We start from the raw sequence: 22806 nt of genomic DNA on the forward strand, positions 1-22806 counted from the left end.
CTCCTTGAGCGGAACGGGGCGGGCGGCTCTGCCGCGCGACTGCGGTTCCTGCAGCGCGTTACTTCCAGTTGCGCAGCAGATTTTGAGACTCGGGATCACCCGTGGCCGCTTTGTCCCGCACATGGGCACGCAGGGCGTCCAGCGCCTTGTCGGCTTCGGCCTGACCTTTTCGCGCAGCCTGATCGTACCAGTGCTTTGCCTGGCTCATGTCCACAGGAATACTGCCGCGCGGCAGGAGACTGAGCGGGTCATAAAATTCCCCCACCAGCAGCATTGCTTCCGCATTGCCTTTCTGGGCCGCGTCTTCCAGCAGCAGAAAGGCCGCGTCGCTTTCTTCCGCGTCCGCGCCTTCCCTGCGCATGGGTTTTGCCAGGGCCAGGCTTGTTTCGGGCCTGGCGTCGCCGCGCAATTGCTCACGCGCTGTGGCCAGGGGTGACTTGCCGGCGGGCGCGTGGGGGGCGGCCCGGTTTTGCGCCGCCACGGGTGCGGGCGGCAGGGGCTGCTTTTCCGGCGTTCGCAATGCAAACCACAGCACAGCGCCGCCAGCCAGCAGCAGAAGCAGCAGCGCGCCCGCCAGCGGGACGCCTGTGCCGACTTTTTTCTCACCCCGCCCTTCAGGCGCTTTCGGGGAGGGCTCAGGCACGAAAGGCTCATCCGGTTCCGGGGGTATTTTTTCTTCAGTCGCGGCTTCAGGTTCCGCCACGGTATTCGGCGGCGTTTGGGCCGCGTGGACGGGCGGCGCATAGCCGCCAACGCCCTGGCCGCCGCTGATGCGCGAATAGACCAGATCATGAAGCGCCAGCACGCAGACGCCGACGCCTGGCAGGCTGATGCGGTAGGCGTCCAGACTGTCCATCTCGTCCACCACGGACGGTCCCACGGCCAGGCGCAGGCTGCCGCCGTCATTGTGCCATGCGTCGGGCTTGAGCGCGCTTTCGCTCTCCTGCCAGCCGCCGCCGGAAAGGGTTTTGCCGTCCGACCCCCGGCGGAGCACAAAAACAGGCTCAGTGACATTGCCGGCGTCATGGATTTCGATAATGCCGTGACCTGGGCCGCGAGAAGGGTCTGCTGTGATGGTGGCGCGCATGCTATTCCTTGAAGGCCCGCAAAATGTCGCGCAGGCGGTTGTTTTGTTCTGGATTGACGGTCTGGCGGCCGTCAAAATCCACATTGGCGGTCACGCTGTAGGCAAGGGCCCGTAGCCAGTCCGTATACCAGAGGCGGTCATAGGGCGATTCTTCCTCCGCGATATGCGGCTCGCCCGTGATCGCCGGGGGCGGGCTGAACAGGCAAACGCTTTTGCCGCCGAACAGAATTGTGCGTGCCGCCTGGTCTTTGAAGCGGGGGTCAAAACCCAGCCAGTCCACAAAGGCGTTGACCGCGTCGGCCGCCAGGCTGACCTGCTTCCAGATCAGACGCTCACGCGCCATATTGCTGTAGGCCGTATTGCGGCGCAAATCGGCCTCCAGGTTTTCGCGCAGCTTGCAGCGCGCGGCGGCGGTGATCAGTTCATGACAGAACTGATCCAGCTCTTTGGCGGGTAGGCCGAAATAGTTGCGGGCCTCGGCGTCACCGGCCAGATCGCGCAGGCGGCCGATCCAGTGCTCCAGCGCAAGGCCGGCGAAAAGGGCGGCCGTGTCGCGGGCGTGGTCTTCCTCTCCGCTTTCGGGTATGTCGGAAGCGGCCTGGCTGTCGCCGAAGATATCGCCCAGAATGTCGTCGGCTGAAACCCGCGTTCCGACCACCGGCGCGGGCGCAGGGGGCGCGTCGGCCTGATCGTCCTGGCTTTGCCCGGCGCGGGCGCAGATTTCGTAAAGGTCAAAATCCTTCACCTGGAGACTGTACAAAAATTCTCCGAAAAGCTGTTTTTCCGCCAGACGGGCAAGCAGAGCCACCAGCACGCGTGAAAGCCGCTCCTGCTGGCGTCGCTGTTCCTCGCGGTCATCGCTTTTGTAAAACGGCATGAGCCTGGTCAGCGCCTGTTCGCGTTTTTCCGTCAGGCTGACTTCGATCTGGCGGCGTTTCAGCTCAGGGTTGCAGAGCGGGCGCAGCTTTTCGCGCAGCAGCGCCACGCCGCCGTCGTTAAGCGCCATAGCCGCCTGCCAGACGGTTTCGGGTTCGGCGACATGGCGTTGCACCAGCGGTGACTGCAAAAACGCCTGACGCACTTCTTCCACATAGGCGGTTTGCTCCGGTCGGATGCCGCTTTCCCTGTCGCCGTCAAAGCTGAATATGGCCTCGCTGCGGAAATTGGGGTTGCGCAGCAGAAAAACATTGCGGAAAGGGTGACTGCCGTCCCAGTTTTCCGGCCAGTCATGCTGCTTGCCAAAAAAATCCAGCAACGAGGATTGCAGGCGCGTGGTCCAGCGTGTTTCCACGGAAGGCGTGCCCTTTTTCTTTTCAAACTCCATATCCATTTTGGTCAGCACAAAAAAGAGCGACGGGGCCTTGCCCGCGCGATGGGCCGGATTTTCTCCGTGCGTGGAGCATATCCAGTCATACACGGCGCGCGGCAGATCCTGCACTTCCTGATTGCCGGGCCCGATGCAGAGCAGCATGCTGGTAAGCTCTTTTTCTTCGCAGTAACGCTCGAACAGATAGGCCACCTTGCCGCGCAGGAAAAGATTTTCCAGGGTGCCGGGGCGTTCCAGCTCATGATTGAGGTTTGCGAGTTTCAGGCGCGAGCGGTAGCCGGGAAAGTCCAGCAAATCGGTGTGGTCAAAAAAGTCGTCCGGTTTTTCACGCATGTAGATGGTGATTTCAGCGGTCAGAGCCGTGACCACGGCGCGAGGCAGCGTAGCCTTGCGCCCCCCCGCGCCCAGAATGGTCAGCATGTCCGTGGTTGGTTCGCTGAGGCCGCGCAGCAGCGCCACGTCAATAATGCTGGTCGCGCGTGGGATCAGCGCCTCAATGGGGCAAGCGGCCTCGGCCGGATGCCCCAGGTCGCGCAACGCGCCGCAGAGTTGCAGATAAAGGGCTTGAAATTGCGGCACATTATTCCAGATCAGGCCCAGCAGTTGCGCCCTGTCCTCCAGACCCAGCCGCGGAACCAGTTCCGCGGCCCGCAGCCAGTAGCCTTTTTGCAGCATTTGCGCCCGCGGCCGTGAACTGAAATTTTTGTTAATGTAGTCCCTTAAGTCTTCCATGTCGTCGCCGCTCAGCATGCCGTCAGCCGGGGCATTGGAGGAGCGGGAGGCGCGGGCCTCCAGGGCGTTCAGCGCCTCTGTCATGGCTTCGGGTTGGGGGGCCTCCTTGTGCTCGCAGTCGGCATAATAGGTATTGGCCAGCACACGGGCCACATCCGTTTCAGAAAGCAGTCGCAGGCGGATGGGAAAGCCTTCGGACAGCCCTTCCGGCGGCGTGGTGGTGAAGCGGGTCACCAGCCCCGTGGATTCCTTGCCGCCTTCAGGATTGATCTGGGTGATGAAGTCATAGCTCGCGCTGCCGAAGACCGCTGCCAGAGAACCCCTGGAGTCGCGGGCCAGAGCCGAGATGAGATAGGATTTGCCGGACTGGCTGGGCCCGAATACGCCAACGCACATCTTGCGCCGCGCGGCCTGCTCGCATTTGTGAAAAAAACGTGCCGCGTGCCGCATGTCTTTTTGCAGGGCCGCGCATTCGCCGCCCACAAGCTCGCAATTATCCTGAAGCCAGCTCTCGGCCTGACGGGATTGCTCGGTCAAATGACGGCAAAGCCGTGCCAGATCGGTATCCTGCTGCATAGCCATCCTCATTTAGCACAAATTGACTTTGACTTTTTGCGACGTCAAAGTTCAAAAGCACGCCGGCATCGGCGTCTGACGCGCTGACAGGCTGCGCTTGCGCCACGGCCGCGGTTGTCAGCTCTCGCCGTCAGCAGAGCATTTTCCATATAAAAATGAGCCGACGCATTTCATACGTTACGTGTTCATTGCCGGCGGGCGCCTGTCTCCGCCCGCATGTCGCGGCGGGGATTTTGCGACAGCCCTAGCCGGCGTCGGTCACAATGCCGGTATCCAGCCAGTAGCCTTCGTCCAGTTTCAGCGTTTGCAGGCGTATTTCAAGGTCGTGACGGTTCACATTGCGGCCCTGGTTGTCCGTAATGGCGTCAATGCTGAATTCGCCTTCGCTGCGACGCTCCTTTTCTTCATCAGTACGCGGGGCGTCGTCCCAGATGTCTTCCACGCGCAGGCGCACTTCCACCGTATAGGGCAGACGGCCAGAGGCGCGGGCGCGGGCCTCCTCGCCCGCAAAAGTCAGCAAATGATAGCGGGTGGTGGGCCAGCGTTCGGCGTCCAGCTGACGATAACCAATGGACAGCGGACCGCTGAAGGCCACCTGACGGCTCTGTTCCGTGCCCTCTTTGCTCTCCACGTCCACATTAAACCAGACCTTGGCCCGCCTGAGCTGGCTGTTGATATCCATTTCGCCGATGTAACGCGCTGTGGAGGCAAGGCGCAACGCGCCGGAATCAAAGGAGAACCCCTCAAGATGTCCGTCGGCCAGGGCGCAGAGTATGGCCCCCACCACCACCGTGGTCTTGGGGTCGGTAATCCTGCCCAGCGCGTCGGCAAAGGGATACCAGCCGCCCACATGGTACTGCCGCATGGGGATGATTCTGTCCGGCGGCACGGGCAATTTGGCCAGCACAGGCGCAATGACGCCCTGCCAGGCGCTGGGGCGGCCCGTAAGCAGCAACACGTCGCTGTCATACAAATGCGTCATTTCACAGAGCGCGGACAGGGTGGGCCCCAGCGTCGCCCGAATGGTGGCGTCAACGGCGCGCGGGCGCACCTGAATGGGCACATCCAAAATATTAAAGTTTTGGATGAAAGGAGCCGCGCGGCGCACCAGCGCCTCCACCGCCCGCACAATGGCGGGCTGAGGCCGAGGGGCGCGCGTCGAGGGGCTGAAAGCGGCGGGCGCATTATCCTCCAGAGCGGGAAGCGCCTGTTCTTCCGGCGAAGCAAGGGGATCAGGCTCGAAAAAATCGCCCATAACGCAACTGCAGTCCACATCCCGCATGTCAGGATTCTCACAGGCGGTCAGCAGGCCCAGGGCCACGGGCACGGCGATCTGGCGCACCAGACGCACGCGGGTATTGCGCTCTTCCTGAGACATGCCGATGGCGTCGCGTCCGAACAACTGACCCAGCAGACCGCGCGGTTCGCTCAAGCCCTGCCTGGTCAGTGCGTCGCCAATGGCCGGGATGACATGATTGGCCACAACTTCGCGCAACACCTCGTCTCCGGCGATGTTGAAACCGTCGCGAAATTCGGTGTGCGGCACAATGCGGGCCGTATCTCCCTCGCCGCTGGCCAGCTCATAGGTGGTGATGGAAATATCCGTGGTGCCGCCGCCGATATCAATGGAGGCGACCCGCACACAGGGATGGTCGCCGCAGGCGGCGCGCGGTTTGCCCATCAGGCGAAAGAGGTGGTGGGCGTCGCCATGCTGTTTGACGGCCAGTTCATTGTAGAGCAGAACCAGCTGCGAGCAACTGGCCTCATCCCAGTCGCAGCGCACCTGCGGACTGAGCCGGTAATCTCCGCTCTGGCCCTTGTTCTGCTGCTGAGGCAGATACCATTGGTTCCAGCCCAGAGCGTCCCAGAGCACCCGCACGGCCCAGAGCACCCAGCGCCGGAAAATGCGCTTTTCCGCCACGGGCATGGCTGTGGGCACGGTAAATATCAGTCGTCGCAGCCGCCGGGGCAGATTGGGCAACTCCCGCCGGGCGCGGGTGGCCGGGGAGTTGATGGTCACCAGAGCCTGGGTCAGAATTTCACCCATCATGAAGAGCATCAACGACGAGCGGGTGAACAGCGATTCAAAAATGGGCTCGGCCTGCTGTTTTTGCAAGGCCGGACTTTTTTTGAACAGCGGGTCGCCGAAGCAGGCCAGGGGGGTGCCCTGGGGGTTGAGCTGGCGGGCGAAGAGGCCCCGGCTGACCATGGGTTCGGCTTTGCCGCCGGTATTGTAGCGCCAGCTCTGCTGCCAGGGGCGTTCGTCCCAAAGATAGCGTTTGGGGCTGGACATGCCTGTGACGCCTTCGGCGCAGACAGCCTGCGTGGCCAGCCGAGCGGCTTCAGGGCCGATGCGCACGGCCGAGGGCCAGGCAAAGGCCGGGCTTTGGCGGCCAGAACGACGGGAAAGAGCGTCATTGCCGAAAGTCGCGTCCACAAACTCGACACGGGTTTCAAACGGCTCGGCGTAAATCCGGTCAGGCTGGCTGAGATCTCGCAGTTCCAGCAGATAGCTGTCGTTGAGATTGGTGACGCGCTGGGGCAATGTTTCAACCAGAATGCCCGTGGTCCGGGAGTTGCCGATATCCAGAATCAGATCCACATCCACAGGGGTGTCGCGGTCTGGATTGATGACCTGAGCGGCCAGATCCGCAAGCGCCAGACGCACCGCTTCCAGCCAGGTCAGGTAACTGGCCAGGTGTTCCAGCACATAGGGCGTTTCCTCCTGCCAGGAGCCGCGCCCGTGGTGTCTGGCCTGCCGCCATGCGCTGTAGATGCCGGAAAGCCATTCGTCCACCCAGGCCGCGTTGAGAAACCAGGAGTTGTCGCGCACCTGGTGGGCCAGCATGAAGTGGCCGTGCGCCGCCACATCCTGCGGCGAAAGAGCGTGATATGCCTCGCCCTCTGCGGGTCGGGGCTCCACATTGGTGTCAAAGGCCAGCACCACGCGCAGCTGGCCCGGCTGCTGCTCGGAACGGATGACCCTGGCCCGCGCCCAGTTGGAGGGGCCGCATTCAAAACGTCGGCCGCCGTCGGGCCAGAGCTGGTCCAGAGTGCGCAGAAAGGGAATGGGCAGCCAGTGACCCTCCCAGACGTCAAGGGCGCGGCGGGCGTCCATATCATAATCGTAATCGCAGGCTTGGCCGGTCAGTTGGTCCACAAAACCATTTTCCGTTTCCACCAGGCAGCGCAGATAATGGGTATAACGCCCCCCGATGTCGCCCTCCTGCTTTTTTTCTTCACGAAAATAGCGGCGCAGGCGGCGGATGGCCTCCTCAGAGAGAGAAAAATCCAGAAACTGCGGACAACCGCCGGGGATGATGCTGACCGGCGAAAGATAACGGGGAATGGCGTCCATGCTTATTTCCTTCTGAAGCGGGCGTCCCATTTGTGGCGGGAGCCGCCCAGTTCATTGCCTTTGCACTGGGTACTGCGTTCGCTGCCCGTGCACTCCACCTTCTGGGGCACATATGTGCCGCCGCGCGGACAACGGGCGGAATCGGAATTGAAGAGCAGGCGGTTGCCCTGAAAGCGCGCTTTGGCCGAGCCGCTGCAAACCTGGCCGTTACGTTCGCGAACAAAGCGACGCCCCTTGCCGTTTTTGTCAAAGCAGTATTCGGCGATGATCGGCTCTTTGGAGGGGTGCGAGTACAAACCCGTCTCACTGGTCCAGCAGCCTTCCAGAAAGGCCAGGTCATTTTTCTTGGCCGCGTCGCCGGGGATGTTCAGATCCTCGTTCTTTTTGGGAGTGGGCCTGGGAGTGGGCTGCTCGGTTTTGGGCTTTTCCCGCCTGGGCTTCTCAACCTTGGGCGTATCCGGTTGCAACGGCGTTTCCCCCAGAAAGGGTTCCACCACTTCCGGTTCCGTGAGCGGCTGCTCAGGTTCCTTGACAGCCGCCGGCGGAGTTTCAGGCTTGCAGAGGGCCGCGCGTTCCAGCAATTGCCGTCTGAGGCGGGCCAGTTCATCATCCAGTTGGGCGGCGCGGTTCCTCTCGGCATTCAGTGCCGCGTCGTCCTGCCTGAAGCAGGCGGCCGGCAGAGGCGAGGGCAGGATGCCCAGAGCCGCCAGCAGCAGCCAGAGCAGCAAGAGTAGCAGAAGAAGAGGCAGCAGCCAAGGCAGGCAGCCGGTTCGGGCCGGGGGCGGCGGAACGGAAACCGCCGCAGGCGCGGGGGGCGGCGGCGTCGCGCCCAGGCGGGAAAGGTCTTGCGGTTGCGCGCCCGCTGTGCCGGGCGCAAAGCCCCAGTTTATCAGTACGGGCCTGCCGTCAAGGGACCAGAGGTCGTCGGCGGAAGGATGCCGCAGGGCCAGTCGCAGCAAAAAACCCGAAAGGGCCTGTCTGGCCTGGGCGTCAGCGGTCAGCGACCGTGAAAGCGCCATGATGTCCCGGGCCAGAGCGCCCGCCCTGGCGCGCAACGCCTGCGCCTCGGCTTCAGGCAATTCCTTGAGGGGCCGCGCCTGGCTGTGACCCTCGGCATACCAGTCCACATTGCGGCCTTCCGCGTCATGTTGCGGCTCGGCCAGCAGGGCGGCATGCTCCGGCCCCAGTTTTTGCAGCAGAATGGCCCGTATCTGGGCGTAGCAGTCAGTGGCGAAAATTCCCTGACTGGCCAGGGCGCGCATCTGGCCGCGCAGGCTGACGGCAATCCGCACGCTCATGGTTTGCCTCCCTTGGCGGGTTGAGTCGCCGGAGCCTGGGGGGCCGGACTTGCCTGGCTGAATGAAATTCCCTCGGAGCGCAGATAGTCGGCCAGACTGGCGCTGACAATGGCCAGGCTGGACTGGCGGTAAGATTCGTCATCCAGCTTGATGAAGGTGTTGATGCCCACCACGTCGCCCTTGTCGTTGACCAGCGGCCCGCCGCTGTTGCCCTGGGATACTGTGGCGGTATGCACGATGAGCGGCGGCGTGCGCTGCAGAATGACGCTCACCGCGCCATCAGTATAGACCACCTCAGGCGCGGCGGCGCTGCCCTGAAGCATGGCCGTGAATTGGAGGTCGTCAGCGGTGACTGCGCCGGGGAAACCCCAGGCGCTGACCCGTTCGGTGCGTTTGACGCCGGCGGCCAGCGTGAGCGGCGTGACTGGCGGAGCCTCCCGCACCTCTAAAACGGCGAAATCGCGTCCGCCGGACTGGGTCGCGCGCAGAACCGTGGCGGCCAGCGGCCCCCCGGTCGCCTTGTTAACTACAATGGCCTGGCTGGCGTCGCCCACCACATGGGCGTTGGTGACGATATGGCCCGACGTCACAAAAAAGCCCGAACCCATGGAAAGCCCCTCTTTTCTCTGGGCCAGAATCAGCACAGTCGCCTGTTCCAGAAGCTCGGCCACACTGGACGGCGGGGCCACAGCCGCGCGTTGGGGAGAGTGCGGCTTCTGAGTGGAGGGCGCTTCCGCGGCGGCTGGGGGTCTGGCCGGCGTCACGGGCGATATTGGCCAGGTCAGACCGTCAGGCGGGCTTATTGCGTCCAGTTCCCGCTGGACGTCGCAAGGCTGTTTTTCCAGCAGCGGGCGCAAACGTTGAAGAAAAGCCTCACGGGCCTGGTTGCTCTGTCGCGCCTCAGTTGTCTGCCGTTCAAGGGCTGCGCGACGGGATTCCGCCGCCTGCCATTCTTTCCAGACCAGCCAGGTCGCCAGTAGAAGCAGACAAATGAAAAGCGGCAAGGCCCAGAACCAGGGGCTTCGATACCAGGGAGCCGCCACAGGCGGCGACTGGCGTTCGGCGTCGCCCGCCGGAGAGGCTGCGCCGGAAGTGGAATCTGGAGTGGTGTTTTCGCCGTCTGTCATGCGCAAGCTCCGCTTTCACACGCCCCGAACGGGGCAAAGCGCGGCCCGTACCGCAGACAAGCGCAACACGGGCAGGGCGCGGTTCAGATCACTCAAATCAAAAGATTGTCCACCGTCTGCTGATAGGCGTTCAGACGCGAATCCACATCCTGGCGGGTGTTTTCCAACTCCTCGCGGGAGGTTTTCCACTGTTCGGCCTGGGCCGTGACCGCGCTTTGCCTTGGGGCCGGGGCCGGCTTGGCGGCGGCGCGTCTGACCTTGGAACTTGCGGAAGCACGCCTGGCTGAAGCCGGTTGAGCGGCGGTGTATTGCTCTGCCAGAGCCTGCTGGTATTCGCTGTCCTTCTGGGCCATAGTCGTCGCCGTGCTGTTCAGGATGAAGGATGTTTCCTCCAGGCCGCTGCGGATTTCAGTGTAACGGTTCTGGAAATCCAGGCGGGAGATCTGTCCTGCCTTGAACTGGTTGGCCGCCAGCTGAAACTGTTCGTCATAGCATTTGGCCGCCACCCTGGCTGCGGCTGTGGCCCGGTTCATGCTGGCCGCCTCTGCGCCCAACTGGCGGGAATATGCCTGCATGTAGGCGGCGTCACGGTCGCGCGCCTGGGATTTGCCGTAAATATTGCCGGCCACAGCGCCGGAGACGCCGCCCACGGCCGCGCCGGCCAGCGCCCCTTCCACCTTGCCGGTTGCAAGGCCGCCGATCAGCGCCCCCAGCAGGGCGCCGCCCGCGGCCCCCACCGCCGTGCTGGCGCCGGCGCTGTTTTCATCCTGCCGCAACTGGGCCACAGGCTGGTAGCATTGGGGGTAGTAATTGACCTCGGTTTTCTGCGCGCCATATTTGCTGGAGCAGCCGCCGGACAACAGGCTGGCCGCCAGAAACAGCGCCAGGCCCGGAAGAAAGAAACGATGTCGCATGAAACTGCCTCCTCGGGTGCGGTTATGAGTACCGTATATTTTTCCATTTTAGTGCAAAGCAAGGGCAAACGGCAAGCGGCAATCCGCCGCCGGATGGGTTTGCCCTGTTTCATGCCCGTGGTTGGCTTTTGCCAGATGGCGTGACCCGGATTTGCGTTTAACGCCTCCATGAGATATAAGAAGAGTTTGCGAATGGTTTTATGCCCGTGGCGCACGGCGGACGCAGCAGGTGCGCTCTGTCCGTCTGACGGGTCAACCTGTTTTGAGGAGTATCCCCAGATGAAAAAGATTTTCAGCCTTATGCTGACCGGCGCCCTGATTCTGGCCGCGGCCACGGCTTTTGCCGAAACCAAACGCCTGACTCTGGCCACCGGCGGCACCTCGGGAGTTTACTTCCCCTTGGGCGGCGCCATTGGTCAGGTGCTCACCACCAAAAGCAACGGCGCGTTGTCCATCACCGCCCAGGCCACGGGCGCTTCCGGCGAAAATATGCGCCTGGTGGAAGCCGGGGATGTGGATTTTGCCATTGTGCAGAATGACGTGGCCGACGCGGCCTTTAACGGCAAGGCGCCTTTCCGCTCCAAGCTGGAGAATGTGCGCGCCATCGCCCGCCTGTACCCTGAATACCTGCATGTGGTGGCCAGCAAGGACAGCGGCGTGACCAGGCTGGAGGATTTCAAGGGCAAGAAAGTTTCCGTGGGCGCTCGCGGCAGCGGCAATGAAGTGAACTGCCGTCAGCTTTTCGGCTTTTATGGTCTCGATTACAAGAATCTGGAGCCCATTTTCCTGCCTTATGGCGAAACCGCCGACCAGTTCAAAGATCGCCAACTGGACGGCTTTGTCTTCACTATCGGAACGCCGAACCCCGCCATTCAGGACATCACCACGGCGCAGGAAGTGGTCTTTGTGCCCATGGACGGCGCCAAGGCTGATGAAATTGTGGCCAAATTCCCCTATCTGGTGAAAGACGCCATTCCGGCCAAGACTTATAAGGGGCAGGAAAAAGACGTGCCCACACTTTCAGTGCAGGCCATTCTGGTAGCCAACAAGAATATGCCCGATGATGTGGCCTATACCCTGACCAAGGCCCTGTTTGAAAACCTTGCCGAGGTGGCCAAGGCGCATAACAAGGGCGCGGAAATCTCGCTCCAGCACGCCGCCGACGGCGTGACCATCCCCTTCCATCCTGGCGCGGCCAAATATCTCAGAGAAAAGGGCGCGTTGAAGTAATGTCGTGGGCGAGGGGCGTTTCCCCCGCTCCTTTTCTTTTCAGGCGTCATGATCCGGGCGGGGTAAGCCCCGCCCGGCGGCCCTGTGGGCGCAAATGGGCATGCGGAAAATTTTTGTATATATGCCGGCGGTGTTGCTATGCCTCTGCATCATGGGCCGGGCGGGCGCGGCGCAGGCGTTTTCTGACAGGTCGGGCGGGCTTGCCGCAGGGGAAAACACGGCCTGCCGGCTGGAGCTGAGGAATGCCGACGGCGTGGTGTTGTTTTCTTGTCAGGCCGCCAATGGTCTGACCTTCGGCATCCGGTATATCCACTCTGTGGCCCGGAGCCCGGTGGAAGACTGGTTTCGCGTCAGCCAGGGCATGATTTTTCTGGAAAAAACCATTTATCAGGATTTTGGGGCGGGCCTGCCGCACAATCCCGAACCGGGGCAGACCATGTCCTCCGGTGGAGGGCATATTGTGATCAGCGGTTATCATAAGGCGCTGCCTTCTTTTGATGTGCGCGTGGGGCGCATCGCGCGTCATACGCTGCTTTTGCCGCGAGAGAACGCGGCTGAGGGGGAGGCGGCCCGGGGAAAGGCGCGCGAGATTCCTCTGGTCACGCTGGCGCCGCCGGGCAGTGCGGTCACCTTTACGCTGGCGTCGCGGGTCAGTACGGATGCGGCGACCCGCTGAGCGGGCGGGGCAAAGCGCGCCACGCATAAACAACGTCTAGTTTTGAGGCAGGCAGGGATGAGCCACAAAGAGCGGATGAAGGTTATTGAACAGGAGGGCTCCGGCGGTTTTGCCCTGGAAGAGGCGGAAAAGCTGGATTCCTCGACGGTTGAAAAGGTGCAGGGCGCCATTGATGTCTCGGAAATCGTGGCCAAGTACGATAAGGAGTCGTCCTACCGGTCATTCAAAGGTTGGATGGATGTTTTCATCCGCTTGGTCTGCATCGCCTTTTCGGGCTTTCACCTGTTTACGGCGGCCACCGGCGCGTACCCGCCGCAAATCCAGCGGGCCGCGCATCTGGGCTTTGTGCTTGTGCTGATTTACCTGCTCTATCCGGCGCGAGCCACGGGCAGCAAGCACAGGCTCGCCTGGTACGATGTGCTGCTGGCCGCCGCCGGGGCGGCCGTCTGCGGATATATTATCTGGAATTACGACGTTATCGTTCTGGATGCCGGACCGCCCACGGAGCTGGATTTCTTCTTTGGTTGCGCGGCCATCCTGCTGGTGCTGGAGGCGACGCGCCGTATTGTGGGCCTGCCCATTACCCTGGTAGCCGTCTGTTTTCTGCTCTATGCAAAATTCGGCAATCTGATTCCGGGCATGATGGGGCACCCCGGCTTTTCGCTTCAGCGCATCGTGGGGCATATGTATCTGACAACGGAAGGTCTGTTTGGAATGCCGCTGGGCGTTTCGGCTTCCTTTGTCTTTCTGTTCATTCTGTTCGGCGCTTTTTTGCACAGCACGGGCCTGGGCAAGTTTTTCATTGATCTGGCTCTGGCCGTGGCAGGCCGCTTTGTGGGCGGCCCGGCCAAGGTGGCTGTGCTGGCCAGCGGCTTTTTCGGCACCATTTCCGGCTCTTCCGTGGCCAATACCGTGTCCACAGGCACGTTTACCATCCCGCTGATGAAAAGCGTGGGCTACCGAAGCGCCTTTGCCGGCGCGGTAGAAGCCGCCTCTTCCACGGGCGGTCAGATCATGCCCCCGATCATGGGCGCCGCCGCCTTCATCATGGCGCAATTCCTGGGTGTGGGGTATGTTGAAATCGCCAAGGCCGCGCTGATTCCGGCCTTGCTGTATTATCTGGCCGTGGGCTTTATGGTGCATATGGAAGCCAAGCGTCTGGGGCTCAAGGGCATTCCCAGGGAACGTCTGCCGCGCGCCTGGTTTGTGCTGCGGCAGGGCGGTTATCTGCTCATACCCATTTTCGTGCTCATCTATCTGCTCATTCAGGGCTACACGCCGCTCAAGTCCGCCTACTACTGCATTCTGGCCACGATGATAATTTCGCTGGTGGCCAACAACTGGAAGGCCTGGGCCGGCGCCAGCTCCAGCGGCATGACCGTCGGGCATGCGCTTGCCCAGTGCAATCGTCTGTCCTTCAAGGATATTCTTAAGGCCATGGAAAACGGCGGCCGCCTGGCCCTGGGCGTCGCCGCGGCCTGCGCCTGCACCGGCTTTGTCATCGGCGTTGTAACCCTGACTGGCGTGGGGCTCAAGCTGGCCAACGCCATTCTGACTCTCTCTGCCGGGAGCTTCGCCCTGACGCTGTTTTTCACCATGCTTGCGTCCATCGTGCTGGGCATGGGCCTGCCAACCACGGCCAAATATATCGTGCTGGCCACCATTGCGGCCCCGGCTATCCAGACCTTTGGCGTGCCCATGCTCGCCGCTCATCTTTTTATCATGTACTTCGGCATTCTGGCTGACCTGACCCCGCCGGTGGCCCTGGCCGCCTATGCGGCGGCGGGCATCGCCAGGTCCGAGCCCAACGCCACGGGCTTCATGGCCGTCAAGCTGGCCCTGGCGGGTTTTCTGATTCCCTACATATTCTGCTACAATCCGGGCCTGCTGATGATTGGGGCCAGCAACATGGAGGTTGTCTTCATTGTCTGCACCGCGGCCGTGGGCATTGTTTCTCTTTCTTTCGCCAGCGTGGGCTACTGGCTGCGCAACCTCTTTCTCTGGGAGCGTCTGCTGCTGGCGGGCGCGGCCATCACCCTGATTACGCCGGGGCTGATAACGGATATCATTGGCCTCAGCCTGATGGCGGGGGTCTATGTATTGCAGAAAGCATTCAAGGAAGGGCCAAAGTTCAGCGGGCAGTAGTTCTGGGCCGTGCTCCGAGAACCTGCCGCAACACGTTGAAAAAAGGCCCCCTCCCGGCATAGCCGAGGCCTCAGACTATTGACAAACCCCGCTTGCGGTGTTTGCGCCGACTAAGCCGCTTGCGCGGCTTGACGGAAAGACGCGAAAATCAGGCGCTTACGGCGCGGCGGAGCCGCGACCTGCTCCTGATTTCCAGGGCTGCCGACCTTTGCCGGCAGCCTCAGGAGCCCCCGGCATAGCCGGGGGCTCCTTTTGTAATGAGCGGATCAGGCAAACATCGGGGCGAAATGTGTATATCGCGATGCTGTTCACTGCAATAAAATTCAGCAGGATTGGGCATGGTAACGCGCATGAATGACAACCGCGGGAAGGAGCCCGCAATGCTGCCGGGCAAATTTTTTTGCGTCGGTTTGCTGATCATTGCCGGCATCTGTGCCGGCTGGACGGCAACGGCAAACAAAAAAACCCCGAAGCGCTATCAAGGATGCAAAAGGCGATCATTCCAATCCCCGCTTTTGCGATGCCGGACGTGGCTCGACTGTACCGCGTCAGTTTTGACAACCAGCGCTGCATGCGGGTGAGTAACTCTTGCGCAGCATGCCAATTTTTAAAGGAGCGCCTCTATGTCCGCTGACAATTTCTCAAGACGCGATCTCTTGAAAAGCGCCGCCGTTACCGTTTTTTCCGCCGCTGCTGTCCCCGTGTTCAACAATGCGGCATGGGGTGCGTCAAATACGGCAAATTTTGATGTGCCGCAAAAGACGCCTGTTATTGGCTCCCGAAAAATCAATGAAAAAAATTATCGGGGTTCTGCCGCAAGAGTCTATTTTTCTTCTGTAATTGATGCAGACAGCCTGATAAAACTTTACAATTTTGTTAATGAGGGAATTTATGGAAAGGTAGCCATCAAGCTGCATACAGGAGAAAAAAACGGCCCTAACATTATCCCCCCAAAAATGGTTCAATCCCTGCAGTCAACAATACCAAACAGTGAACTTGTTGAAACAAACACCCTTTATGAAGGAGATCGCTATACGACAAAGGGCCACCGTGAAACACTTGAGGTAAACGGCTGGACTTTCTGCCCTGTTAACATTCTGGATGAGCATGGCGATATCAATCTGCCCGTGCGCTCCGGCTTTCATCTCAAGGAAGTGGCAATGGGAAAGGGCATTGCCGAGTATGATTCCATGCTGGTGTTGACCCATTTCAAGGGACACGGCATGGGCGGTTTTGGTGGTTCCATGAAAAATATAGCCATTGGCTGTGCTTCCGGGCAAGTGGGAAAACGTCAGGTGCACGGCACAAATATGACCGGCAAGGCTGATTTTTCTTCCGCGCCCGCCAAGGATATGTTCATGGAGTTGATGGCCGATTCCGCCAAGGCTGTGCAGGATTATTTCGGAAAACGCATCACATATATAAATGTGCTTCGCAACATGTCTGTAAGATGTGATTGCGCTGGCGTAAAAGCGCCGGCGCCAACAATAAAAGATATAGGCATACTTGCTTCCACAGATTTGCTTGCAATTGATCAGGCGTCTTGCGATCTTGTCTTTTCCCGTCCGCATGAGGATAACAAGGATCTGGTGGAGCGGATTGAAAGCAGGCACGGACTGCGCCAGCTTTCCGCCATGGCGGAACACAAGATGGGCAATCCGTGTTATAAACTTATTGTTGTCAGCTAAAAGAATCTGTCTGGACTTTTCGGGCTACTTCCAAACAAGGCCCTAACCCAGGCTCAGGCCACATTAAAAAACACATTTGGGGTTTGTTTCTTGTGGCGGAACACAACCAGCAACCCCCTAACCAACAGCGTAGTAATGGAATCTGACGCTTATCATGACAATCAGGAGCAATATTCATGAAAAAAGTTCTGATTCTCGCCGGAAGTCCGCGCAAGAACGGCAATTCGGCGGCATTGTGCCGGGAGTTTGCCCGTGGCGCGGAGGAAAGCGGCAACCAGGTGGAACTCATCTTTGTTCGCGACAAGAAGATCGGCTACTGCCAGGCCTGTTATTATTGCAAAAATCACGACGGAGTCTGCATTATCAATGATGATATGGCGGAAATTCTGGACAAGATGCATGCCGCGGATGTAATTGTTATGGCAAGCCCTGTCTACTTTTATTCTGTAGATGCGCAGATGAAGTCGCTTATTGATCGGACAGTGGCCAGGTGGCTTGCCATAAGAGACAAGATTTTTTACTACATCATGACTGCGGCTGAAGATACTCCAACGGTCATGGATTGTACACTCGCGTGCATGCGGGGCCTCGCGGCCTGCCTCAAGGGCTCATCGGAAGGCGGCATTATTTGCGGCAAGGGCGTGTACGAGCCGGGGGCCATCAGGGAGAGTCCGGCCATGGAAGAGGCTTATGCCATGGGCAGGGCCATCTCTTAGGGCTTTTTTTTCAGTTGAGGCGTCCCGTGCCTCAATCCCCGCGCCGCCCTTGAAATGGCGCAACAGCGGGTTATCGTTGTCAAACGGCATGGCGGCGACGTGATTGTTGCGCATCTGCCGAAGCTGGGCATCAGGGGCAATGCCCATTTCCCCTTTTCAGACGGAAATAATGCGCAGATCGCGGATCTGCTTTCGCAATGGCTCAGGAAAAAATCTGGAGAAGCAAGATGACTGAAAAAGAAACCTGGCTGATCACCGGCTGTTCGTCCGGCCTGGGCAAAAGCCTGGCCACTGTCGCGCTGGAGCAGGGCAAAAATGTGGTTGTCACGGCGCGGCGGCCTGAAACGCTTGCCGAATTTGCGCAACTGTTTCCCGAAACCGCGCTCATCACCGCCCTGGACGTGACGGATGACGCCAGCGTGGCTGCCGCCGTGGAGCAGAGCTTGAAGCGCTTCGGCAGGATTGACGCGCTTGTGAACAATGCAGGCTACTGCCTGCGCGGGGCGGTGGAAGAATGCGCCGAATCCGAGATACGCCGTCAGTTTGACACAAATTTTTTCGGCACGGTTCGCACTATCCAGAAAGTGCTGCCCTGTATGCGCGCGGCCCGCAGGGGGACAATCATCAACTTCTCTTCCATTGCGGCTCTCAGCACATCTGAAGGCTCGGCCTTTTACGGCGCCTCCAAATGCGCAGTGGAAGGCTTGTCGGACGGGCTTCGCAAAGAGGTCGGCCCCCTGGGCGTCAAGGTCATGGTAGTGGAGCCGGGGCCCTTCAAGACGGATTTTTTCCACCGCTCCATTGATGTCAATGCCAACAATATCAGCGACTATGCGGCTACAGCCGGCAAGCGCAAGGTAAAACTCCAGAATCCAGAAGATTCGGGCATTCAGGGCTGGGGCGACCTGCGCAAGGCGGCTGAAGTCGTCATCCGGGCCGCGGATATGCCTGATGGCCCTTTCCATCTTTTGCTTGGTTCCACTGCCGTCAAGATCGGCGAAGAGTTCGTGAAATCCAGAGACAAGGAGGTTCGCCAGTGGGCATCCCTCAGCATACAGACAGATGCGTAAGGCAGCCTCCATGGCAGCCGCTTTCGGCGCGTTTTATGCTGCCCCCCTCGCGCGTGACGGCGCTGACGGTTCGGTTTCGGCTCCTTTCCCGTGGGGCGGCCTGAACCATGGTGGAATAAATCTTCTCAGGCTCAGACCTCATTAGAAAATAGGTTGGGGCTTTGTCGCTGGCGTTTGCAAAAAGCCCCTTTTCGGCAGGTGGCCGAACATACTGATATGCCGTCTCCATTGTTATGGAGAAAAGTAATTGTGCCTCCCCGACGCCAGGACCCGCCACGCGGGATTTTCTCCAGTCTTCCCATTTTTTGGCCCGTTCCTTGCATATTTTCCGGCAAAGGCTGTTTCGGCCGTGGGCAACGGTTGCGCCCGGACGGGCATGCGACCGCGGACAAAGGAGTTTTTTATGCAAGACGCGTTGTTTAGCGGGCTTTTCGGCGCGCTGACCACAGAGCACCGCATGAGCATCATCGCCAATAATTTGGCGAACGTGAATACGCACGGCTATAAGCGCGACACTTTGGCGTTCAAGGACACGATGGCTTATTATGCGCATGACGAGATTCGCGAGCCGTTGATGAATCTGCGGTCCGAACCGCTTTTTCCTGAGCCCAAAAATATGGCCCGGCCCCGCATTGCCGTTTCCAGACTCGATTTTTCCCAGGGTTCCATGCAATTCACGGGCGACCCGCTGGATGTGGCCATCGCCGGCGAGAACGCCTTTTTTCGGCTCAATACGCCCAATGGAGATTATCTGACGCGCAACGGTCATTTTGTCCTGTCCGCCGACGGCACGGTGATGAGCCCGCAGGGCTATGCGGTGCAGGGCACGGGCGGCAATATTGTCATCCCGCCGGGCACGCGTCAGGTTATTATCGGCGGCGATGGCCAGGTCATTGCTGACGGCGCGGTGGTCAATCAGATTGCCCTGATCAGTGTGGACAATCCGCAAAATCTGGAAAAGATGGGGCACAATCTGTTCCGCCCGCGTGAGAATGTTCAGGTGGCCGAAGGCGACGCCTACCTGAACGGCGCACGGCTGGAGCAGGGCTTCACCGAAGCGGCCAATGTGGAAGTGGTGACGGAAATGGTCAACATGATTGAAGTGCAGCGGCAGTTTGAGGCTTATCAGAAGGTGATGCAGACCTCGGATACTCTGGACCGCGCGGCCAATGAAAAAATAGGGCGCCGCCAGGGCTAGCCCGCGCGCGGCCCGCCCGCGTGACTGAGAGAAGGAGAAACCCCCATGATGCGTTCCCTGTACACCGGCGCTACGGGCATGATTGCCCAGCAGTTGAACATCGACGTCATTTCCAACAACCTGGCCAACGTCAACACCACAGGTTTCAAAAAAAGCCGGGCCGAGTTTGAGGATCTGATGTATCAGACCATGAAGATCGCCGGCTCCATCACCGAGGGCGACAATCGGCTGCCCGTGGGCATTCAGGTGGGTATGGGCGTGCGCCCCACGGCGGTGCACAAGTTCTTCACCCAGGGCGACTTTCAGAATACGGGCAACGCTCTGGATGTGGCCATTGAAGGCGACGGCTTTTTCCAGGTGGATGTGAACGGCGAGCTGATGTACACCCGCGCCGGCTCCTTCAAGCTCAACCAGGACGGCACTGTGGTCACGGCCAACGGCTACATTCTGCAACCGGAATTTGCCGTGCCCGCCGAAACCAAAAACATCTCCATTTCCTCTTCCGGGCATATCGCGGCTCTGGACAGCGAGGGACAGGAAATAGCCGGTGCGGAAATTCCGCTCTACACCTTTATCAATCCGGCCGGTCTGGACGCGCGCGGCCGCAATCTTTACACGCCCACCGAAGCTTCGGGCGCGGAAACCGAAGGTGTGCCCGGCACGGACAATGTGGGCACTCTGGCGCAGGGTTTTCTGGAAATGTCCAATGTGGAAGTGGTGGATGAGATGGTCAATATGATCGTGGGCCAACGCGCCTATGAGGTCAATTCCAAGGCCATCCAGACTTCGGATTCCATGCTGGGCATTGCCGTGCAGCTCAAGCGCAGCTAGGGCTGAAAAGGAGCGGTCATGCGCGGACGGCGACCATCGGGGACTGGCGGAAGCGAACTTTGGCCGCGCGGCTTATACGGTCGCGCGCGGCTTATGCTTGCGCTTTTCGTTCTGGCCTTGCTTTGGGCGGCCTGCCCCGCGCCGCTTCAGGCCGGGGCCCAGGGCGGCGTGCCGCAGGCCGTCTGGCAGGACAGCGAGCGCAATCACCGCCGTTCGCCGTCTCAGATCAAGCGGCAGTTGCGCCCGCCGCAGGTGCGCGCCGCCCGGATGCCCCTGGCGGTCGAAGCTCAGAACCAGCGCGCCGCCAAAACCCGCGACCTCGTGGCCTCCAATGCCGCGCCGCTGGCCGCGCCGCCCGCCGCCGGCGATCAGCTGCCCATGCTGGAGCAGGGCGACTGGCGGCTCAAGGTGGCCGCCGCCGCCGTGACCAACAGTGATATGGTGCTGCTGGGCGACATTGCCGCGCCGCTGGGCCATATGGAACCCGCGCTCTGGGGCGAGCTTAAAACACGTCAGCTCTGGCCCGCGCCGCCGGAAGAGGGCAAGCCTTTGCAGGTCAACCGCTCCCGTCTTTCGCAGGCTTTGCGCCAGAGTCTGGGCAACGAGCTGGCCGGGCGCTGCATTCTGCCCACATCGCTGGTCATCCAGCGCGGCGGGCTGGTGTTCAGAGAGGATGACCTGCGTTCCTATGTCGTCAAAAGCCTGACGCCGCAACTGGCCGCCATGCCCGGCGAGGCGGAGCTGAATGAGTTTCGCTTGCCGGAATATATTTTTTTGGCCCACAACCAGCAGCGCATCCAGCTGGAGCCGGGCAAGCTTGCGCCTGGCCGCGTGCCCCTGCGTTTTGCCGTGCAGGAGGCGGACGGCGTCGTACTGCGGCGGGTGGCCGGGACGGTAAACCTGGCGCTCTGGATCACCGTGCCCGCGGCGTCCAGACCGCTGGGCAAGGGCGATGCGCTGACGCCCGAAGCCGTGACCTTCATGCGTATCAATGCCAATCAGTTGCGCGATCTGCCCTGGGACGGGCACGGCGGCCCCTGGCAGGTGGCGCGAGCTCTGAATACAGGCGAGCCCATTCTGCAAAGCGATCTGGTCAGCCAGCTTATGGTTCGGCGCGGCGGCATTCTGACCCTGATCTACTCGCGCGGCAATCTGCGCATGACCACTCAGGCGGAGGCCCTGGCCGACGGCGAGCCCGGCGCCACCATTCCGGTGCGGAATTTGCAAACAAAGAAACAGGTCTACGCCACTGTCAAGGACGGCAACACCGTAGAGATACATTAAGCCGCGCCACGCGGCCGCGAGGAGAGGAGCGTATGAAAACACAGTTGATCGTCCCGGTTCTGGGGCTGGCATTTCTGCTCTGTGCAGCCTGCGGCGGAGGCGGCGCGCACAGGCGTCCGGCCTTGCAGCCCCCGATCACGCCGCCGCAGGAATATCGTCAGGAAACCAGCGGCCCCAACAATCCCGGCTCGCTTTTTGCCGTCAGCGAAGAGGATACGCTTTTTGCCGACAGCCGCGCCCGACGCGTGGGGGATATCGTGGTGGTCAAACTGGTGGAGAACACCAAGGCCCAGAACAAGGCCGAAACCACGGCCAACAAGGATGGTTCCAACAACTACCAGGTGGCCGCCATGTTCGGCAAAAGCAAGACCGGCTTCATCCCCCTGGTGGGTATTGGCCCTCAGGCCAGTGTGGGCATGCCGGCTTTGAACACGACCTCGGTCAGCGATCTGTCGGCCACAGGCAAGACCAAGCGTGAAAGCTATGTGACCACCTCCATGGCGGCGCGAGTGCTCCGCGTGCTGCCCGGCGGCCTGTTGCAGATCGAAGGCGCGCGAGAAATCCGGGTCAATGAGGAAACCGAATATATGGTGGTGCGCGGCATGATTCGCGCCAAGGATGTGGATGCCGAAAACAGCGTCTATTCCACCCAGATTGCGGATGCAAGCATTGAATATTACGGGCGCGGCGTACTGGCCGACAAGCAGAAGCCGGGGTGGTTTACGCGTCTGATGGACAACATCTGGCCTTTCTAGTCTTCATTTTTACAAGTGAACATCAGGGAATATGCCAGTATAAAATTCTCTGAAACAGTATGTTGTAAATGCATGTTGCTCTTGAGACGCTGAAGTTTCAAGAGCGACATGCATCATGCAGGCGTGACATGGAGCGATATTGCGCCCTTGTTATGCGTCTGCGTTGAAGTGCCGTTCGTAGTCCGTCACATCAAAAAGGCGATCTTTGAAATAACGGCGGCGGTCAGCTTCCGTAATGGGGCGCAGCACGCGGCAGGGATTGCCCGCGGCCAGCATATTGTCTGGAATGTCCCTGGTCACCACGCTGCCGGAGCCGATGACCACATTGCGGCCCACGCGCACGCCGGGATTGATCACCGCATTGCCGCCGATCCAGACATTATCGCCGATGCTCACGGGGCTGCCGTATTCATATCCCGAATTTCTGGATACAGGATGCAGCGGATGCCCGGCCGTGTAGATGGCCACATTGGGCGCAATCATGGCGTAATCGCCAATGCTGACCCTGGCCACGTCCAGCACCGTGAAGTTGTAGTTGGCAAAAAAATTTTCCCCCACCTCAATATTGTAACCATAGTCACAGTAAAACGGCCCCTCAATGCGCACATGCCGCCCACACGCGCCCAGAATCTGACGGATCAGGGCGTCCCGCTCCGCCTCCTGGTCGGGCGGCAGATGGTTGTAGCGAAAAACCTTTCGCCGGCAGGTTCGGCGCTCTTCGCTCAGGCCGTCCAGCCATGCCTTGTAGGGCAGACCAGCCAGCATGCGCTCCTTGTGGTTCATACTCCACGCTC

17 protein-coding genes are annotated in these 22806 nt (G+C 60.4%); 10 read left to right on the forward strand and 7 right to left on the reverse strand.

Annotation, left to right across the window (positions count from 1 at the left end):
* Nucleotides 1-58 precede the first annotated feature (58 nt).
* From ACQRA4_RS05540 to ACQRA4_RS05565, 6 genes are all read right to left on the reverse strand, one after another.
* Nucleotides 59-1087, reverse strand: coding sequence for a sel1 repeat family protein (locus tag ACQRA4_RS05540; protein ID WP_427822095.1), 1029 nt, complete (start codon nt 1085-1087; stop codon nt 59-61).
* Nucleotide 1088: 1 nt separating this feature from the next.
* The gene (locus ACQRA4_RS05545; RefSeq protein ID WP_427822096.1) at nt 1089-3722 is read right to left on the reverse strand and encodes a virulence factor SrfC family protein; all 2634 of its coding nucleotides are present in this window, start codon (nt 3720-3722) and stop codon (nt 1089-1091) included.
* Nucleotides 3723-3966: 244 nt separating this feature from the next.
* Nucleotides 3967-7080, reverse strand: a complete 3114-nt coding sequence (locus ACQRA4_RS05550; protein WP_427822097.1) for a virulence factor SrfB — start codon at nt 7078-7080, stop codon at nt 3967-3969.
* Between the two features lie 2 nt (nt 7081-7082).
* On the reverse strand, nt 7083-8378 hold the full coding sequence (locus ACQRA4_RS05555) for an SrfA family protein (RefSeq protein WP_427822098.1): 1296 nt from the start codon (nt 8376-8378) through the stop codon (nt 7083-7085).
* A complete protein-coding gene (locus ACQRA4_RS05560) occupies nt 8375-9505 on the reverse strand; it encodes a S1C family serine protease (protein WP_427822099.1) in 1131 nt (376 codons plus the stop codon). Before ACQRA4_RS05560 ends, ACQRA4_RS05555 begins: the two co-directional genes overlap by 4 nt.
* A 92-nt stretch (nt 9506-9597) precedes the next feature.
* Nucleotides 9598-10419 carry a glycine zipper domain-containing protein gene (locus ACQRA4_RS05565; protein WP_427822100.1) on the reverse strand — a complete coding sequence of 274 codons (822 nt, stop codon included), beginning with the start codon at nt 10417-10419 and terminating at the stop codon, nt 9598-9600.
* A 279-nt stretch (nt 10420-10698) separates the two neighbouring features.
* Here ACQRA4_RS05565 and ACQRA4_RS05570 point away from each other — a divergent pair, with 279 nt between their 5' ends.
* The 10 genes from ACQRA4_RS05570 to ACQRA4_RS05615 all read left to right on the forward strand — a co-directional run bounded on the left by ACQRA4_RS05570 (nt 10699) and on the right by ACQRA4_RS05615 (nt 22012).
* Nucleotides 10699-11649 (forward strand): TAXI family TRAP transporter solute-binding subunit, encoded by a 951-nt coding sequence (locus tag ACQRA4_RS05570; protein ID WP_427822101.1) that lies wholly within the window; start codon nt 10699-10701, stop codon nt 11647-11649.
* A 121-nt stretch (nt 11650-11770) separates the two neighbouring features.
* Nucleotides 11771-12325, forward strand: a complete 555-nt coding sequence (locus ACQRA4_RS05575; RefSeq protein ID WP_427822102.1) for a DUF1850 domain-containing protein — start codon at nt 11771-11773, stop codon at nt 12323-12325.
* 57 nt (nt 12326-12382) lie between these two features.
* Nucleotides 12383-14470 (forward strand): TRAP transporter permease, encoded by a 2088-nt coding sequence (locus tag ACQRA4_RS05580; protein WP_427822103.1) that lies wholly within the window; start codon nt 12383-12385, stop codon nt 14468-14470.
* Nucleotides 14471-15093: 623 nt separating this feature from the next.
* The gene (locus ACQRA4_RS05585; RefSeq protein WP_427822104.1) at nt 15094-16158 is read left to right on the forward strand and encodes a DUF362 domain-containing protein; all 1065 of its coding nucleotides are present in this window, start codon (nt 15094-15096) and stop codon (nt 16156-16158) included.
* A 176-nt stretch (nt 16159-16334) separates the two neighbouring features.
* Entirely contained in the window at nt 16335-16874 is a 540-nt protein-coding gene (locus ACQRA4_RS05590) for a flavodoxin family protein (RefSeq protein WP_427822105.1), read from the forward strand.
* A gap of 227 nt (nt 16875-17101) precedes the next feature.
* Nucleotides 17102-17944: an oxidoreductase gene (locus ACQRA4_RS05595; protein ID WP_427822106.1), complete on the forward strand. Its 843-nt coding sequence runs from the start codon at nt 17102-17104 to the stop codon at nt 17942-17944.
* A gap of 403 nt (nt 17945-18347) precedes the next feature.
* A complete protein-coding gene (locus ACQRA4_RS05600) occupies nt 18348-19142 on the forward strand; it encodes a flagellar hook-basal body protein (RefSeq protein ID WP_427822107.1) in 795 nt (264 codons plus the stop codon).
* Between the two features lie 45 nt (nt 19143-19187).
* Entirely contained in the window at nt 19188-19973 is a 786-nt protein-coding gene (gene flgG, locus ACQRA4_RS05605; protein WP_427822108.1) for a flagellar basal-body rod protein FlgG, read from the forward strand.
* A gap of 93 nt (nt 19974-20066) precedes the next feature.
* On the forward strand, nt 20067-21257 hold the full coding sequence (gene flgA, locus ACQRA4_RS05610) for a flagellar basal body P-ring formation chaperone FlgA (protein WP_427822109.1): 1191 nt from the start codon (nt 20067-20069) through the stop codon (nt 21255-21257).
* Between the two features lie 32 nt (nt 21258-21289).
* Entirely contained in the window at nt 21290-22012 is a 723-nt protein-coding gene (locus tag ACQRA4_RS05615) for a flagellar basal body L-ring protein FlgH (RefSeq protein WP_427822110.1), read from the forward strand.
* Between the two features lie 150 nt (nt 22013-22162).
* Here the strand turns inward: ACQRA4_RS05615 and ACQRA4_RS05620 are convergent, their stop codons facing one another.
* Nucleotides 22163-22795: a sugar O-acetyltransferase gene (locus ACQRA4_RS05620; RefSeq protein ID WP_427822111.1), complete on the reverse strand. Its 633-nt coding sequence runs from the start codon at nt 22793-22795 to the stop codon at nt 22163-22165.
* Nucleotides 22796-22806: the final 11 nt, after the last annotated feature.

The organism is Desulfovibrio sp. SGI.169 (assembly GCF_050313595.1).
Taxonomy (GTDB): Bacteria; Desulfobacterota; Desulfovibrionia; order Desulfovibrionales; family Desulfovibrionaceae; genus Desulfovibrio.